The 16,338-nt window shown below is 46.8% G+C and carries 8 protein-coding genes and 1 pseudogene; 4 read left to right on the top strand and 5 right to left on the bottom strand.

Going from position 1 to position 16,338, the window contains the following annotated elements; genetic code table 11:
- Positions 1-71 precede the first annotated feature (71 nt).
- Positions 72-308: pseudogene (locus D5398_RS12550) on the top strand (integrase); the annotation flags it as partial.
- Positions 309-390: 82 nt separating this feature from the next.
- Here the strand turns inward: D5398_RS12550 and D5398_RS12555 are convergent.
- The 5 genes from D5398_RS12555 to D5398_RS12575 form a co-directional block, all read right to left on the bottom strand.
- Positions 391-1,350: a 5'-nucleotidase gene (locus D5398_RS12555; protein WP_119822454.1), complete on the bottom strand. Its 960-nt coding sequence runs from the start codon at positions 1,348-1,350 to the stop codon at positions 391-393.
- A gap of 300 nt (positions 1,351-1,650) precedes the next feature.
- Positions 1,651-4,779: a DEAD/DEAH box helicase gene (locus D5398_RS12560; RefSeq protein ID WP_120507942.1), complete on the bottom strand. Its 3,129-nt coding sequence runs from the start codon at positions 4,777-4,779 to the stop codon at positions 1,651-1,653.
- Complete coding sequence (locus tag D5398_RS12565) at positions 4,776-6,104, bottom strand: EH signature domain-containing protein (RefSeq protein ID WP_120507943.1); 1,329 nt, start codon at positions 6,102-6,104, stop codon at positions 4,776-4,778. Before D5398_RS12565 ends, D5398_RS12560 begins: the two co-directional genes overlap by 4 nt.
- Complete coding sequence (locus tag D5398_RS12570; protein ID WP_120507944.1) at positions 6,101-6,964, bottom strand: OmpA family protein; 864 nt, start codon at positions 6,962-6,964, stop codon at positions 6,101-6,103. Before D5398_RS12570 ends, D5398_RS12565 begins: the two co-directional genes overlap by 4 nt.
- Positions 6,964-8,997: a hypothetical protein gene (locus tag D5398_RS12575; RefSeq protein ID WP_120507945.1), complete on the bottom strand. Its 2,034-nt coding sequence runs from the start codon at positions 8,995-8,997 to the stop codon at positions 6,964-6,966. Before D5398_RS12575 ends, D5398_RS12570 begins: the two co-directional genes overlap by 1 nt.
- A 367-nt stretch (positions 8,998-9,364) precedes the next feature.
- On the opposite strand from D5398_RS12575, the gene D5398_RS12580 reads away from it, so the two are divergent.
- From D5398_RS12580 to D5398_RS12590, 3 genes are read left to right on the top strand one after another with little or no spacing between them, the layout of a single operon-like run.
- A complete protein-coding gene (locus D5398_RS12580; protein WP_120507946.1) occupies positions 9,365-11,728 on the top strand; it encodes a type I restriction-modification system subunit M in 2,364 nt (787 codons plus the stop codon).
- Positions 11,728-13,077 carry a restriction endonuclease subunit S gene (locus D5398_RS12585; protein ID WP_120507947.1) on the top strand — a complete coding sequence of 450 codons (1,350 nt, stop codon included), beginning with the start codon at positions 11,728-11,730 and terminating at the stop codon, positions 13,075-13,077. Before D5398_RS12580 ends, D5398_RS12585 begins: the two co-directional genes overlap by 1 nt.
- Entirely contained in the window at positions 13,074-16,322 is a 3,249-nt protein-coding gene (locus tag D5398_RS12590) for a type I restriction endonuclease subunit R (protein ID WP_120507948.1), read from the top strand. Before D5398_RS12585 ends, D5398_RS12590 begins: the two co-directional genes overlap by 4 nt.
- Positions 16,323-16,338: the final 16 nt, after the last annotated feature.

A 16,338-nucleotide genomic window follows, 5' to 3' on the forward strand; every position in this document is an offset into this window, starting at 1 on the left:
ATCTCCTCAGGGGACATAATCAGTATGTCGGAAGATCTCTAAAAGTGAATGGGCCGTTTTGACGGGGTACTTACAGAACCATGGCGTGCAGTTCGTTAATTGAGTCGGGGATTTGGTCTAAGGATGCGGTAGAGCGGCAGATGAGCCATCAGGAACGTAACTCTGTGCGTGCGTCTTACATTCATAAGGCGGAGCACTTGGATGAACGCAGGCTAATGCTGCAATGGTGGGCTGATTTTCTGGATGCGAATCGGGAGAAGGGGGTTAGTCCGTTTGATTTTGGGAAAAAAATTTGGGGTCCGAAATAAACAGGATCTATGAGAACTTGAATCATTGACTATAAATATTATCAACCGGGAACCGTGATATGTTCCCGGGATTTTGTATCGATCATGAAGCGTTAAATAGCTCTGAATTGCTGGCATAAGGTACTTTGCCGGATGGGACAAGTTTCGCTGCGGCATTTAAATGTATATCTTGATCGTCAAAGAAAATGTGAGGCTTAAAGGCCTGAAGTACCTTGGTTTTTTCAACCCCGCCAAGGAAAAAGGCTTCGTCAACATACACACCCCAACTCCTGAGAGTTTTAATTACCCTCATTTCTGAGGGGCTGTTTCTAGCGGTAACTAAAGCAATACGCACAGGAGAATATTCCATTCGAGTAGGTAGACGGTCTTGAAGTTTCGCTAGTTTTTTTAGCAGAGTAGCGTAGGGGCCTTCGGCCATTGGGATATCTTGTTGAGCATCTTCTTGTGCGTGGAAAGCTGCCATACCCTGAGTTTTGTAGACCAGCTCACTTTCATCTGAGAAAAGGACTGCATCACCATCGAAAGCAATGCGAACTTGCCCTTCAGGGATTTCGGAAGAGCCTGAAGGTGGGTCTTTTAATATTGCAGCGGCACAAAATCGAGAGTCGATGACTTTTTGTGCATCATCTACACTAGTTGTTAAAAACAGATCAACATCGAAGGCGTCAAGATAGTCAGCGACCGTTTCACCGGCTGTGAAGGCAGAGCGGGTGATATCTAGCTTGTCGTGGCGAATTGTATTTAGAACTCGGATACCGGTGTCTGGGCTATTGCGCGACATAACGACGACTTCAACCAGAGATGATTTATCATTCGGTTGACGATACTGGTTCAGACCCAGAAGCGCCTTGATCAAAGGATAACCTGTTCCAGGTTGTAGAGGTTGATTCTCGTGTTCCAGCATGTAGGCTCGATACTTTTCAATGGCGCTGTCAGGGTCGGTCACATAGATGTTACGAAATATCTGATCAGATTCGCTCATATCAAAAAGAGCCGTGGCACTAATGCCAATTACAAGCGTATTACTCAAGTCTAGAGGCATTTTTTACTCCTGCTGGATGTGACATAGAATAATTAATTATTTGCCCAATGTTAAATGTTGAGAAGCAGTACTGTATATTTATTAGGTAAGCAAATTAAATATAGTTTGACTAACCGGTTCAAGCCTTTAAAAAGGCTGTGCGTGGGCCAAGAAACAGAAATTTAATCTCAGAGGCTCCCCTGCTTTAATTAGTGGCTTGCTTCTAATTCATAAGCGGAATTTAACATCTATTTTACTTGTTAATCATCGGTTAATGCCCCATTCTTATCACCCACTATCATGATTTAAAAATTATGGAAATTAGCTTATCCGATAGGAGCCATCTCTCATTGGCGCACCATCAGTTTCTGCATCTCTTTCAAACATCATTCTAATACTCGTTTCAAGAACATCTCCATTTGCCTCACTTTGTTCCTTTTTCAAGGCCGCTTGCAGTTGCGATATGTCACCTGCGCAGTCGCCCATTGGCCAGAGTGCTGCACGCGCTAAATTTCTCTTTCGTGACATGAGTCCTTGAAGCAAACAGTCAAAAGAATGCTCCTGATAACCTGCATGGATCGCCATGGGCATATGGATCTGAACTGGATACTTTTGTCCGATGCGGTGAACTCGGTCATTACATTGCTCTTCAACAGCAGGATTCCACCAGCGAGATAAGTGAATAACGTGAGTGGCGGCAGTTAATGTCAAACCTGTTCCTGCCGCTTTGGGACCGAGAACTAATAAGTCAAAGCCCCCATCCTGTTCAAGATGACGCTGGAATTTACGTACAATAGCCTGACGCTTTTGGATAGGTGTATCGCCATTTATGTGAGCAATTTCCTCAAGGCTAAACTCTTGTCTTGCTAACTCCATAAAGCGGAATTGCATCTTTCGATGCTCAATGAAAACCAGGACACGTTCACCTTTTGATCTAATTTGATGCAGAATTTTAAAGCATGCAGTCAGGCGAGCAGAAGCATCGATAAAACTCTGACTGTTCCCACTCATCTCCATCGCCGGGTGAACCGAAACGCCACGTATATGCTGGAGCATTTTCAATGCGGCGCCAGGACCACCTTGAGAAAGTTTGAGCCGGGCAGTTTCGTAGGCAATTGCCTGCCCTTCAGGCATTAAACGAGGATGCAGAAAACGTGTTTTAGAGGGCAGCTCTTTCGCAACATCTTCTTTTAAACGACGAAACGCTAAAGGCGGTAGCTGATTACGGGGTTCAAAAACCTGCTGATAAAGTTGAAGCATATTCCGTTCATCAGGTTCGCTGTAAAGGCTGTTGAAATTACGTAAGGTATCCAGAGACCCAGGGGCCAGTTGATCCATGATCGCCCATAAGTCACTTGTTGTATTCTCAATAGGTGTGCCTGTAAGGCCAATTCGATAATCAGCATTGATGGCTCGAGCGGCACGTGCGCGAAGCGAATCAGGATTTTTTATTGCCTGGATTTCATCAAAGACAACGGCTGAGAAATGAATTTTCGCAAGGGAATGCTGATAATTGGTGAGCGTTGTGTAAGTTGTTAATATCCAGAAACGGTGGCCTTTATCTTCTTCAATAGCTTCGTGAAGCTGCCGAAAATTCAGTAAGGGAGTACCATCTTTCGTTTCGATACCTTTAGCATCGAAATTTTTATACTGACTTAATGATGAACCATATAGTCGGAGCAAATGTCCGAGCCCTTCGCCATCGGTATGCTGTGCTACCTCTGCATTCCAATTTTCCAGCAGGGATGTGGGTGCCACAATTAATATCGGTCCGCGTTCTTTATTGCTGGCAGTATTGACTTGGTTGTTCTCTTTCAACCAGCGAAGAAATGCAATGGTTTGAAGCGTTTTACCTAATCCTTGTTCATCTGCGTTCAAGATGCCAGGCATCCCTGACTTCCAGGAAGTAAGTTGCAGGCTAAAGCTTTCTAGCTGATGCAATCGCAATGCGGTTTTAACGCCTGTAGGCAATTGTTCGTCGATAAATACAGGACGTTCTGTAAGGTCCGGTCTCCAGGATATTTCCTCAAAATTATCTTTGGTATCCAGGATAACCGTAGCAGCAAGTAGGTTATCAACTGTGGGCTTATCTTTTTTTTCTGTTATTTCTGTCGAGCCTTCCATCTCTTTAAGATCAGCCAATCGTTTTTCAAGTGCGCCTAACGTGTCTTCGGCAGCTTTGATTGGATAAGAAGCGACCTCAATTTCCTGTTGCGATGCATCTATGGCCATACGTATTTGCTCGCAGACATTTGCCAGCGCCTGGCTATCCATCGCATCAATAATTTTGGCCAGGGCGTCGGGAATTACCTCTGGTAACCAGGTTGTTTCGCCAGTCATGTGAGCAGAAACAGCGCCTTTTTGATAAAGCAAAATACCTTTAACGCGTTCGGAATATTCAACGGTTTCAATAAAAGCGGGACCTGAAGCGGCTTCAATAGCTTCTTCCTCGCCGACCTCATCGAGCCCGTCCAGCTTACCTGATTGCCTGAGATATTTTTCAACAGCATCGGTAATTGCAGGTCGTGGGTTTGCTATAAAAGCACGTCGTTCTTCAGGTGCAGACTTTTGTTTCTGTACCATGATGTCAAGAATAGGGCGTGCGCTTCGGTCAATGACCAGATAATTACCTTCACCAACACGATAAGCGGAAAGAGTCCCTTGAGTTCTGACACGCTGCTGGAAACGACGTAGAGTTTGTTCACGTAACTCACCTGCAGCTTCGCTGACAGCTTCTCCGTTATTTTCAAGTTCTTCTATGTTCCTGCCAGAAAAAGGGACTATCTCGAAATCGTCTGTGCCATTTGAGCTGGTGGAAATAGAAAAACGATCAGCAATGCAGACTTCTAAACCTTGCATAAAATCGGTCATCGATACCCTAACGGCATTGATCTCATTTCCCATCTGGATGCCGGGATCGAGAGATTGCCTGAAACGAGCCAGCGATTCCCAGTCGGATGCTTCACCGCCGCCTGGTGTAAATTTTTCCGCGACTTCAATGGCCTCCATCATCCACAATGGCAACCGGCGTAACCCCTGAGATGTAGCTAAAATTGCCCCTGTTCGTTGTGGTATTTGGCGAACACCGTTGCGTAGCCATTCATACTGTAAACGAAAAGTATCGCTACCTAATGAACCTTCAATGTCGGTTTTTAATGTCAGATCGACAAGAGGGGGTAAGCACAAATTCTGTGCTGTTTCTGAGTCAAGCAGGCCAGCCAGCCAATGACTCATTTGTATAGAGTCGTGACTTATGTACAAAGGTTCTTCAAATTCTTCCGCCAGGGCTTTCAGATCAGCTATAGCGAAAGCTAAGGCGCGATCGTTATGTGTGAGGCCAGATAATGTTGCGGATTGCTGCCGTTTAAACAGACGGCTGATTAAACTCTGTTTTTCTTCAGCGATATTCAGAGTGATCGTTTCTGCATTATGATTGAAGGTAAATGTCATGACAGATACTCAATTTGTTCACGCACTTTATCCTGCCAGCCGCTCAAATGTGGAATAGCAACTGAGTTCGGTAGCATACGGATTTGTTCGCAATTGTATTTTAATTGGTACAGTTCTGGGCTGTATTTATTAGCACTTCGGAAAATATGAACTTTATAACTGTGTGAACCTTCAATGACGATACATTTACCAATTTGTAAAATGAGCAATGAGGTTTTATCACGATTACCAAGTGCCGTTTGAATTCCGAAGTTCAGTGTTGAAGAGTCCCTCATAGAACCTTTCATTTCTTTTGCTTTTAAGGAGGCCATGCTGCTAAATGCCACCCACGCTGCAGTGATTTTCCCTTGGTTATAAAGCCCTAACCAAAATTCCCGCCGTGGTTCCCACATATGGCTGTCTTCAACTTTCGAGACCACATCCAGGAAGAACAAAATGTTCTCACGTGTCAGCCAATTGATGATGAGGTTACGGCATTGTTCATCTACGCTACCCCATACTCCACCGCGACTCAGGCGTGGATCTTGGTACAAAGCTACAAGTGTTTCAGTCAGAAAACGTGAAAGTTTTTCGTCGGGTTGCTTATACAGCCAATGTGATAACAACGCATTGATGGCCTCAGAAGCACCATCCATTAACGCGTTATTTTTGCCATCGGGTTTCAACCAGGAAAATAGCTTCTCAATAGCTGCTTTTTCATGTATTTCAGGCCTAAGCAATGCGATATACGCCAGATGAGCATGCGACATTAAACCCGGCTCGTGCGGGCGTGTGATGCCAAATTGTTTGAGCTCTTTCCACGGTGAGTCCATCATCACCATTTTTTCGGCCAGCGCTTGATGCGCCTGCTTAGCATCAAAGAATTGAGGCAATTGTTCGATAACATCTTTCCATTTATCGCTCATGTGCTCGCTGGCGATATCAAGACAGTTTTTAATTTTGGTTGTGTGCGCTGAACCAGGTTCGTAGCTGCGGATGTATGCCGAAATCATTGCGGAAATAAAGGATGATGAGTCCGTAACAATAGTTTCCCGCAGATAAAAATCTTGCAGCGCGGTAAAGTCGTCTTGAGTTCTGAATTCTTTATCAAAAACAATCGGTGCGCCGGAGCAGATGAATGACATTTTCACCTCATCCCATTGCCAGCTCTCTACATACGTAAGAAGCTTGCGTAAAACCTTTTCGCGATCGCGATCGGCAATATCTTTGACTACGTCTGGCCAGCGCTCATGAATTGCTTGAATCTTGGCCGCTAAACCTTTTGATACCGCTATTGCTGGCTTGAAAACGGCGACTGGCTTAAGAAAGATATCGCTCAATTTCATGGCATGCTCTTCTTCAACGGTTCAATCAGACGCTTACGAATGTCTTCAATCTCCGCAGCATTGGCTGGAGTATGCATAATAATGCGAAGATCGATGCGGCGATTCATGGCCATATTCTGTTGTGTGTCGTTAGGGCGAACAGGGCGCATTTTACCGTACCCCGCAACCGAAAGAACTGGCTGATGCCGCATATTGAAATGTGCGACCAAATCCGGTGCAGCCGCAAGCATGCTGGTAAATGTCGTTATTGCACGATTAGTCGAAAGATTCAGGTTATAAACATCATCACCTTTCGAGTCAGTATGGCCTTCAATCTGGACTGCCTCAATGATGGCGAATGAAGGATTACAGCTTTTATTCCAACCCGCATTCTGGTTAAAGGTATAGCAGGGCAGGAGTGAGTCGAGGGTTTTTGCCAGCGCTTCGACAATCTTTCGCTTGTCATCGCTTAAGGCAAAACTATTGCTGATAAATAGCCCTTCGCCCTGGAAGCGCAGAGTTCCTTCCTCAGGAATCACATCAACTGGCAACAATGGGAAAGACTGTTTGAGATTATCGCGTAGCTGATAAAGCAGGTTAAGGCGAGCTGTTGCTGCGCGAGACATATACTGTTCCAAAGGATCGACTCGCTTCAAAACTGCTATTTCAGAGCGGAGATCTTCAATCGTTTTATCGCGTGATTGAACCGCTCGTTCATATTCGTCGCGGGGAACAGTATTTTTATCGTTATAACGGCTGGCAAAGAATGCGAGCAGCACCATAACAATAAACAGGAAGCTCACCGTCATGTCCGTCATTGAAACAAAGACGGATTCTTCTTCCTCTTCATTTGAACGCTTACGGTTGGCGTTCCCTCTCATCACATGCGTCCCTGTTTAGGTGCAAAGTTTTCCGCCTGGTCGACAATACTTTGCATGGTATCCAGTGCTGGCATTAACGCGGACTGCATAGTTTTAACGTGATCGAAAAGTGTTTCTACAGACGTTGCAACTTGCTCCTGATAAGAGTCGAACGCCTTGCCGAGCTTCTCATCAATGCTATCCAGTCGTTCGCCCTGACCACGTAATGCAGTGATCAGAGACTGAAGGTTCGTCAGTGTGGATTCAACCGCACGCTGTTGTCCACCCAACGTCTCTTGCGCTGCCGACAGAGTCATAGCGGATTGCTCTGCATTCGTTTTCGCTGCGGTGGCAATAGCTGAAAGGCTATTCTCGCTGCTCTCACGCAGTTGACGCGTACTGACTTCAATGCGTTCCATCATCGAGCGGATCGGATCGGCTGCGTCAGTAAGCGATTGAGCCGACGAGCGGAAGCTACCTGATGCATTTTCAGAGGCAATGGCTCCCTCTTTAATACCCTCTGAAGCACGACGTAAAGCGGTACTTGTTTCGTCAAGCATGCCCATGACGCCTTCCAGTTTTTCCGCAATGGTGGAAAGAGGGGAAAGAAGTTGGTTGCTGGCGTTCTGAGTCATCGTTTCTGTCGCTTTGGTAATTTCTCCGGCTGTATTACCAAATGCGCTCAGAATGTGTGTCGCAGCCTGGCCGATGGCATCGCTCGCTTGTGAAGCTGATTCTGACATGCGAGCTTGCGCGGCTTCTGAGCCCTGTTTTGCTGCGGTTTCCAGTTCTGTACGGATCCCAAGAGCGGCGGCCTTCATATCGGCAGCTGCTTCGCCCATCGCTCTTGCGCCATCACCCGTATTGTCTTTAATCCCTTGTAGCGTTGAGTTCATGGTGGCGAGTAGATTTTCGGCACCTTGATTGAATGCAGACGTTGCCGTTTCCGCTGTTTGTGACATGCCTTCCCGCAGCGTTTCAACCGCCAGACCTAAGCGTCCAATAGCGCTTTCCATTTCGTTGCCCATTTTCCCTGAGCTTTGATCCATTCTTTCCGCGAGCAATTTGATTTGATCGCCTGCCAGCGAAATGCGTTCACTGGCTTGCGTTAAGGCCCGGCCAACATCTTCAGAAAAACGCGACGAGAGGCTTTGTACCATTTCGCCGACACCATCATTGCCTAAGCGGCTAACTTGTTCGATGACGGGGGTAATTGCAGAGCTGATGGATTCTGATATCGCTCTTGGCAGATCTTCGCGAAGTGGGCGACCAATTTCTGCCACCATCTCAAGTCCCAGCTTGCGGAAATGTTCTCGACTTTCAATCGTAGCCTTTAGCTGACGAATGGATAAATCTTCCAGACTGATAAATGTTAGGCGTTTTTCAATCAAACTATTTAGGCTATGAACCCTTTTTTCCAGCTGTGACGTGCCGCTACGCAAGCCTATGGTAAAAACTATTGAGCAGCACAGGCCCGTCAGCGACATGATGAACTTCGCTGAGGCGATGGTAAGTAAACCTTCTAATGCCGCGCTGCCGCCATCGTCTAGCGAGGTGCTCATCGAATTAAGTGCAGAAATCAAGCCGAGGAAGGTCAGAGACAGACCAATAGTCACAAACAAGCCCGGAACGATGCGCCAGAAGCCCTGTGTGAAATGCAAATCATCCAAATTAAAAAACTGACTAGGGCGAACGGCATTGCGCACCACAAGGGTACCGTCCTGATCGTCGACAATATGGGTTTCCCGATATTCCTTCCATGCCTCGGCTACATTTTGCTGTTCTTCGGTCACGTTTAAGTCGGCGATAGCGGCATCGATATTGGTAACATGCAGACTAAATTCATCTTCGGGGGTTTTGGCAATAATGGAATGGATGCTGCCAAGCGCAGTAAGGCGACGTTTAACCAGTTTTCGCCAGCGTACAACGGTAATACAAAGTGCGACGACTAAAAAGATAGTCACATAGCCGGGAGCCGCATCATTCTTCAATATTGAAGCAAAATACAAAATGCCATTACGCACCAGCACGCCGGGGGCCAGCAAGATGTCCATTTTTTACACCATAAGTAACAAGGAGGGGAGAATATTCTTTTATGAGATTACTCTAATTGATTTTTTGGATCTTATCTATGCTTCAGCGGCGCGCGGTAGTTAGGCTTATTTGAAAATTTAGTTCTAAAAATCAGAGGATTGCGTTGGTTAGGGTATTCTCTAAGAAAATTGGTCCGATATAACTCATAAGCGTTCTCAATGTTAATGACATTTTCTCAGTCATTTATCTAAGGCATTTGGTGCTTGTACTCATTCACGTGCGCTGTATGATTTTGCCCATCTCATTATTCCATCTGGCGTTTGCCGTATCGATAAGGTTGTCGATCGCAGACGGTAGATCATTCATGAAAGCTTTCTTGGAAACACTATGTCTAACACTAACTTCTCTCAAACGGCCGCCTTTATCTGGTCGGTCGCCGACTTGCTTCGTGGGGATTTTAAGCAGTCCCAGTATGGGCGCGTGATTCTGCCGTTTACGCTGTTACGCCGTCTTGAGTGTGTGTTAGCACCCACCAAAGAGGCTGTGGTTGCGGAAGCGGAGAAGCTGAAGGCCAGCCCGTTGCCGGAAGAAGGCCGAGAGAAGTTTCTGTTGCGAGCTACCAAAGGCCTGTCGTTCTTCAATACCTCGTCGATGGATTTGGGCAAGATGGGGCAGAACGACATTAAGGCCAACCTCGAGAACTACGTGCAGTCTTTCTCAAAGGATGCGCGTGAAATCTTTGAACATTTCAAATTCAGTGAGTTTGTTGGCCTGCTAGATGATGCGAACCTACTGTTTAAAATCGTTAAGAAATTCGCCACTACTGACCTGAGCCCGAAAGCCATTTCTAATCATGAAATGGGGCTGGTGTTTGAAGAGTTAATCCGCCGTTTTGCGGAGAGCTCAAACGAGACTGCCGGGGAGCACTTTACTCCACGCGATATCGTGCGCTTAACCACTTCGCTGGTGTTTATGGAAGATGATGAAGCGTTGTCGAAAGACGGCATCATCCGCACCATTTACGACCCGACGGCGGGTACGGGTGGTTTCCTCTCTTCTGGTATGGAATACGTGCACGAACTGAACCCAAAAGCGGTGATGCGCGCATTTGGCCAGGAGCTGAACCCGGAGTCTTACGCCATCTGTAAAGCCGATATGCTGATCAAAGGTCAGGATGTCAGCCGCATCAAGCTGGGCAACACGCTTTCCAACGACCAGTTACCGCAAGACCAGTTCGACTACATGCTCTCTAACCCACCGTTTGGTGTGGACTGGAAGAAGATTGAGGGTGAGATTAACGACGAACATACGCAGAAAGGCTTTAATGGTCGCTTTGGCCCGGGCCTGCCGCGTGTTTCCGACGGCTCGCTGCTGTTCCTGATGCACCTGATCAGCAAAATGCGCGATAACCACAATGTGGATGGTACCGTGAGCAACGGCGGGCGTATCGGGATTATCCTTAACGGTTCGCCACTGTTTACCGGCGGTGCGGGCAGCGGTGAGAGCGAAATCCGCCGCTACATTCTGGAAGCCGATTTGCTGGAAGGCATTGTCGCGCTGCCAACGGACATGTTCTATAACACCGGCATTGCCACCTACGTCTGGATTCTGTCGAACAAGAAAGCACCGGAGCGTAAGGGCAAAGTCCAGCTGATTGACGGCACCAACCTGTGCGGCAAGATGCGTAAGTCTTTAGGTTCTAAACGTAACCTGATGGGCGAGGAAGACATCAAGCTTATCACCCGTACCTTTGGTGAGTTTGAGGTGGTGGATGCGACTTCTCTTGAAGAGTTGGGTCTTGAAAAAGCACCTGAACAAAAATCTAACCGTGGTCGCCAGTCTGCTACCGCCAAAACCGAAGCACCGAAAACCTTCGCCAGCAAAATCTTTAACAGCACTGATTTTGGCTACCGCCGCCTGACCATCGAGCGTCCGCTGCGTTTGTCTGCACAGGTGACCGATGAAGCTATTGCCACTCTGCGCTTTGCCACCAAACCACTGAATGCACCGATGGAACGCCTGTTTGAAGAGTTTGGTGCAAAGTGGAATGACGATAACTACGGCGACTTTACCGATATCGAAGTGGAAGCCCGCGCGATTATCAAAGCTGAATTTGCCGAGCTGAAAGAGAAGCAAATTAAAGACTTGCTGGACAGCAAACTTTGGATGGCTCAACGTGCATTGATGAATAAGGCACAGCAAATCCAGACGGCGTTGGGTACTAAAGCGGGTGGCAAAGAGCGGGTGAGTAATGACTTTAATGAGTTCCAACTCACGCTCAAAGGCGCAATTAAAACCGCAGGCGTTAAGCTGGATACCAAAGAGAATAAACAATTTATCGACGCCATCACCACTAAAAACCCTGCCGCTGAACCGGTAGTGAAAAAGGTACTGAAAGAAGCCGCCCAACCGTTGTACGGTGCATTTGAATACCAAGGCAAAGTAGTGGAATTCGAGCAGGACGGCGATCTGCGTGATAACGAGAATGTGCCGCTAAACCCAGCCATTGCCACCAGTGACCTGATTGAAAACTACTTTAAAGCCGAAGTCCTGCCGCACGTTAACGATGCCTGGATTAATGCCGATAAGCGCGATGCTAAGGACAATGAAGTGGGGATTGTTGGTTATGAAATTCCATTTAATCGTCATTTCTATGAATACCTGCCACCACGCCCGCTCGAAGAAATTGATGCCGACCTGGATGCGGTCAGTGCCGAGATTATGAAATTGCTACAGGAGGTACATTCCTGATGGCAAAATATAAGGCTTATCCGGAGTACAAGGATTCTGGGGTTGAGTGGCTGGGGGCGATTCCTGATCATTGGAATATCCTCACTGGCAAGCGCATATTTCAAAGTGTTCGTACGCCTGCGCTCAATAATGATGAGCAACTTGCTGCGAGTCAAAAGTACGGGGTGATTCCTCAGTCCTTAATGATGAAATTGAATGACTCGAAAGTAATGCTGGCATTAAAAGGTACTGACTCATTTCGACATGTGGACGAAAATAATTTCGTTATAAGTCTGCGTAGCTTTGAAGGTGGCATTGAACATAGCAAATATTCTGGATGTGTTTCCCCTGCATACACGGTACTTAAAAATACCAAACCGATTAGTTATAACTATTATCGATATCTTTTGAAATGTGCACCTTTTATTGCTGCTTTACAGTCATCAACAGATAGTTTGAGAGACGGTAAATCAATCAACTATGAGCAATTTGGTGCCCTTAATTTGCCGTTGACCTCTATTTCTGAACAATCTCATATTGCTTCCTTCCTAGATTACGAAACTGCAAAAATCGATAATCTGATCGAGAAGCAGCAGCAACTGATTGAACTGCTAAAAGAAAAACGTCAGGCAGTAATTAGCCATGCTGTAACCAAAGGGCTAAACCCTGATGTACCGATGAAAGATTCTGGTGTTGAGTGGTTGGGGGAAGTGCCAGAGCATTGGGATGTTTCTAGTTTGGGTTATTACAGCACTCTCAATACAGGAGCAACACCTGACCGATCAAACCCTAAATATTGGAATGGAGATATTGCCTGGATTAAAACCGGAGAGGTTAATTATGATAATATATCTTCTTCCGAAGAAAAAATAACCTACGAGGCTGTGAAAAATACTTCTGTTCGCGTATCTCCGCCTGGGACGTTATTAATGGCAATGTATGGACAGGGAATTACACGAGGAAGGGTGGCAATATTAGACATTAGTGCTGCTTATAATCAAGCGTGTGTGGCAATTTCTCCAAGTAATACATTATATAATGCATATTTAAGATTGTTTTTTATTGCTGGCTATCATGCCATTCGTGATGGCGGTAATGAAACAAGTCAAATGAATCTGAATGCAGATATTGTTAGAAAGTTTATGGTACTGATTCCTCCAGTTTCTGAGCAAAAAGAAATCGTCAGTTATTTAGGTTGTAATCTGCCGCAAATAGATACTCTTCTAGAACGAGCAGATTCTGTTATTGCCTTGTTGCAAGAACGCCGCACCGCCCTTATCTCCGCCGCCGTCACCGGTAAAATCGACGTACGCGATTGGGTTGCATCAGACACCAGTCATATCGAGGTATCACAGGAGGTCACCGCATGAGTATGGATACCACCAAAGAGCTGATTTTCCAGGATGAAATGATTGCTCAGATGGAAGATAAAGGTTGGATTCGTGGCAAGTCTGACGGCTATGACCGCGAACGCGCTCTGTTCTCGCAGGATGCCATCGCCTTTGTGCAAAACACGCAGCCGCTGGAGTGGGAAAAATTCGCTAAGATTTACCCCACCGATACTGAGCGCCATTTCCTCGATTTGCTGGTGGCCCAACTTAAAAAAGCCGATAACAACGCCACAGACCAGCTGTCGCGCACTTACGGCACGTTGGGTGTATTGCGCCACGGTATCAAAAGCCATAATGCGCGTTTTTCGCTGTGCCAGTTTAAGCCTGAGCACAATCTCAACCCGGAAACTTTGGCGCGTTATAAACAGAATATCTGCCGTGTGGTGCCAGAACTGGTTTACAGCCCTTATGCCACCAAAGCGGCATTGGATGAAACGGGTTCAGTAGCCAAGAAATGGCGCATCGATCTGGTACTGTTTATCAATGGCTTGCCGATTGCCTCACTTGAGCTGAAATCTGAGTTCAAGCAAGCGGTACATAACGCGATCAAACAATATAAAAAAACGCGTTTGCCGAAAGACCCGGTAACCAACAAACCTGAGCCTTTGCTCACCTTCAAACGTGGCGCACTGGTGCATTTTGCCGTCAGCCAGTATGAAGTGTTTATGGCCACCAAACTGGCGGGGGATGACACCTTCTTCCTGCCGTTTAACAAAGGCACCCAAGAAGGCGGCGCGGGTAATGAAATCCCCGAGAATGAAAATGAATACGCCACCAGCTATTTGTGGAATGAAGTCCTGCTTCCGGACAACTTGCTGAAGATCCTTGCCAGTTTTGTGCATCTGCAAATCGAAGAGAAAGAGGACTGGAACGGGCTGAAAGTTAAAAAAGAGAGCCTGATCTTCCCGCGTTACCATCAGTGGGATGTGGTGAATAAACTGATTAGCGCTGCCGCAGATGAAGGCACTGGCCATAAATATCTGATTCAGCACAGCGCCGGTTCCGGTAAATCTAACTCTATCGCCTGGACCGCCCACCAGCTTTCCCGTCTCTATGATGAGAAAGGCGAGAAACAATTCCATTCAGTGATTGTAGTTACGGACCGTACCGTGCTGGACGATCAGCTTCAGGACACGATTTACCAGTTTGAACATGCAGATGGTGTGGTCGGGCGCATTAACAATAAAGAAGGCGATGGCTCAAAATCAGAAAAACTCGCCAGTGCGCTGGAGAACTCACAGCCAATTATTATTGTTACCATCCAGACCTTCCCGTTCGTACTAAAAGCTATCGAAAACAGTGTCAGCCTCAAACAGCGCAAATATGCGGTTATCGCTGATGAAGCGCACTCCTCGCAAAGCGGCTCTACGGCACGTCAGCTCAAAGAAGTGCTGATGAAAGACGAAGCGGATGAGGAAGTGGAGTTGTCTTCGGAAGATATCCTCGATGCCACCATCGCGGCGCGTAAAAACAGCAGTAATCTTAACTACTATGCGTTTACCGCCACGCCAAAAGCCAAAACGCTGGAGCTGTTTGGCCGCCGTCCTAATCCTCTGGAACCCGCATCAAAAACCAACAAGCCGGAAGCCTTCCACGCTTACTCCATGCGCCAGGCCATCGAAGAAGGCTTTATTCTTGATGTGCTGAAGAACTACACCAACTACAAAGTGGCGTATAAGCTGCTGCAAAAACTGGACGACCCTGACCGGGAAGTGGACAGCAAGAAAGCCAAAATCAAACTGAACCAGTGGGTCGTGCTGCACGAACACAACGTCTCGCAAAAAGTAAAAGTGATTGTTGAGCACTACCGCAAACATGTAATGCATTTACTGGGCGGGCAGGCCAAGGCGATGGTCGTCACCAGTTCTCGCAAAGCGGCTGTGCGCTACAAACTGGCGTTTGATAAATACATTGCGGAGAACAACTACCAGAAGATTAACGCCATGGTCGCGTTTTCTGGTGAAGTGGAATTTGTGGAGAGTGACCACAATAGCCTCGCACTGCTGAATCAGAAGTTTACCGAAACCAATATGAACCCAGGGCTGAAAGGCCGGGATATGCGCAAAGCCTTCGATAGCGATGATTATCAGGTAATGCTGGTGGCGAATAAGTTCCAGACCGGTTTTGACCAACCGAAGTTGTGTGCCATGTATGTGGATAAAAAACTGGGTGGCGTGGAGTGCGTACAGACGTTATCTCGTCTGAACCGGACTTATCCGGGCAAGGCGCAGTCGGGTACTTTCGTTCTCGATTTCTACAACGAACCCGAAGAAATTCTTGGGGCCTTCCAGCCTTACTATCAAACGGCTGAACTGACGGATGTCAGCGATCCGCAAAAAGTCTTCGAGTTGTTCCAGAAACTCCGTACCAGCGGTATTTTCCAGTGGAATGAAGTCGAGCAATTCTGTGACGCCTTCTTCACCAAAAACAAATCAAACGCCGCGATTAGCAATATCTGCAAGCCCGCCGTTGAGCGCTGGAAGAAGCGCTATAGCTCTGCGGTTGAGGCTTATAAACTGGCAAAAGAGATCTTTGAACGCACCAAAAAAACCAATGATGTGGTGCTGATCACCAATGCGGAAAACAGCTTCAAAGACTGCAAACAAGAGAAAGACAAGCTGGATATCTTCAAGAAAGATCTCGGCAGCTTTGTCCGTTTCTACGAGTTTATGTCGCAAATCGTTGAGTACGATGACAAGGAGCTGGAGAAACTCAGCCTTTTTGCCCGCCATCTGCGTCCGTTACTACACGAGCAGCGCATTGAAGAAGACGAGATTGATTTAAGCAACGTGGAGATGAGTCATTACCGCTTATCAAAACTCCACGAGCAGCATCTCAAGCTTCAGGAAGATGCCGAAGAGTACAAAATCGAGCCGGGCAATGACATTGGCACAGCCAAGCCGAAGGATAAGAAAGAAGAGTTCCTGTCGAATATTTTGGCGCGCCTGAACGACCTGTTTATTACAGATAACCTTAGCGACAAAGACATGATCAACTATGCCTTTACCGTGCGCGACAAGTTATCGGAAAACCAGGCAGTGATGACGCAGATTGCCAATAACACCCGTGAGCAAGCCATGCTGGGGGATTTCCCAAAAGCGATTGATGATGCAGTGATGGACAGCAGTGATGCTCAACAAGAGATGATGATGCAGTACCTCTCAAATCCAGAACTTGCGAAAGGTTTTGCGCGAGTTGTGTTTGATATGTTGAAAGGGGCTTGAGTTTTTGGACCGACGG

Origin of the sequence: Rahnella bruchi (genome assembly GCF_003614975.1) — a bacterium.
In the GTDB taxonomy this organism is placed as follows: domain Bacteria; phylum Pseudomonadota; class Gammaproteobacteria; order Enterobacterales; family Enterobacteriaceae; genus Rahnella; species Rahnella bruchi.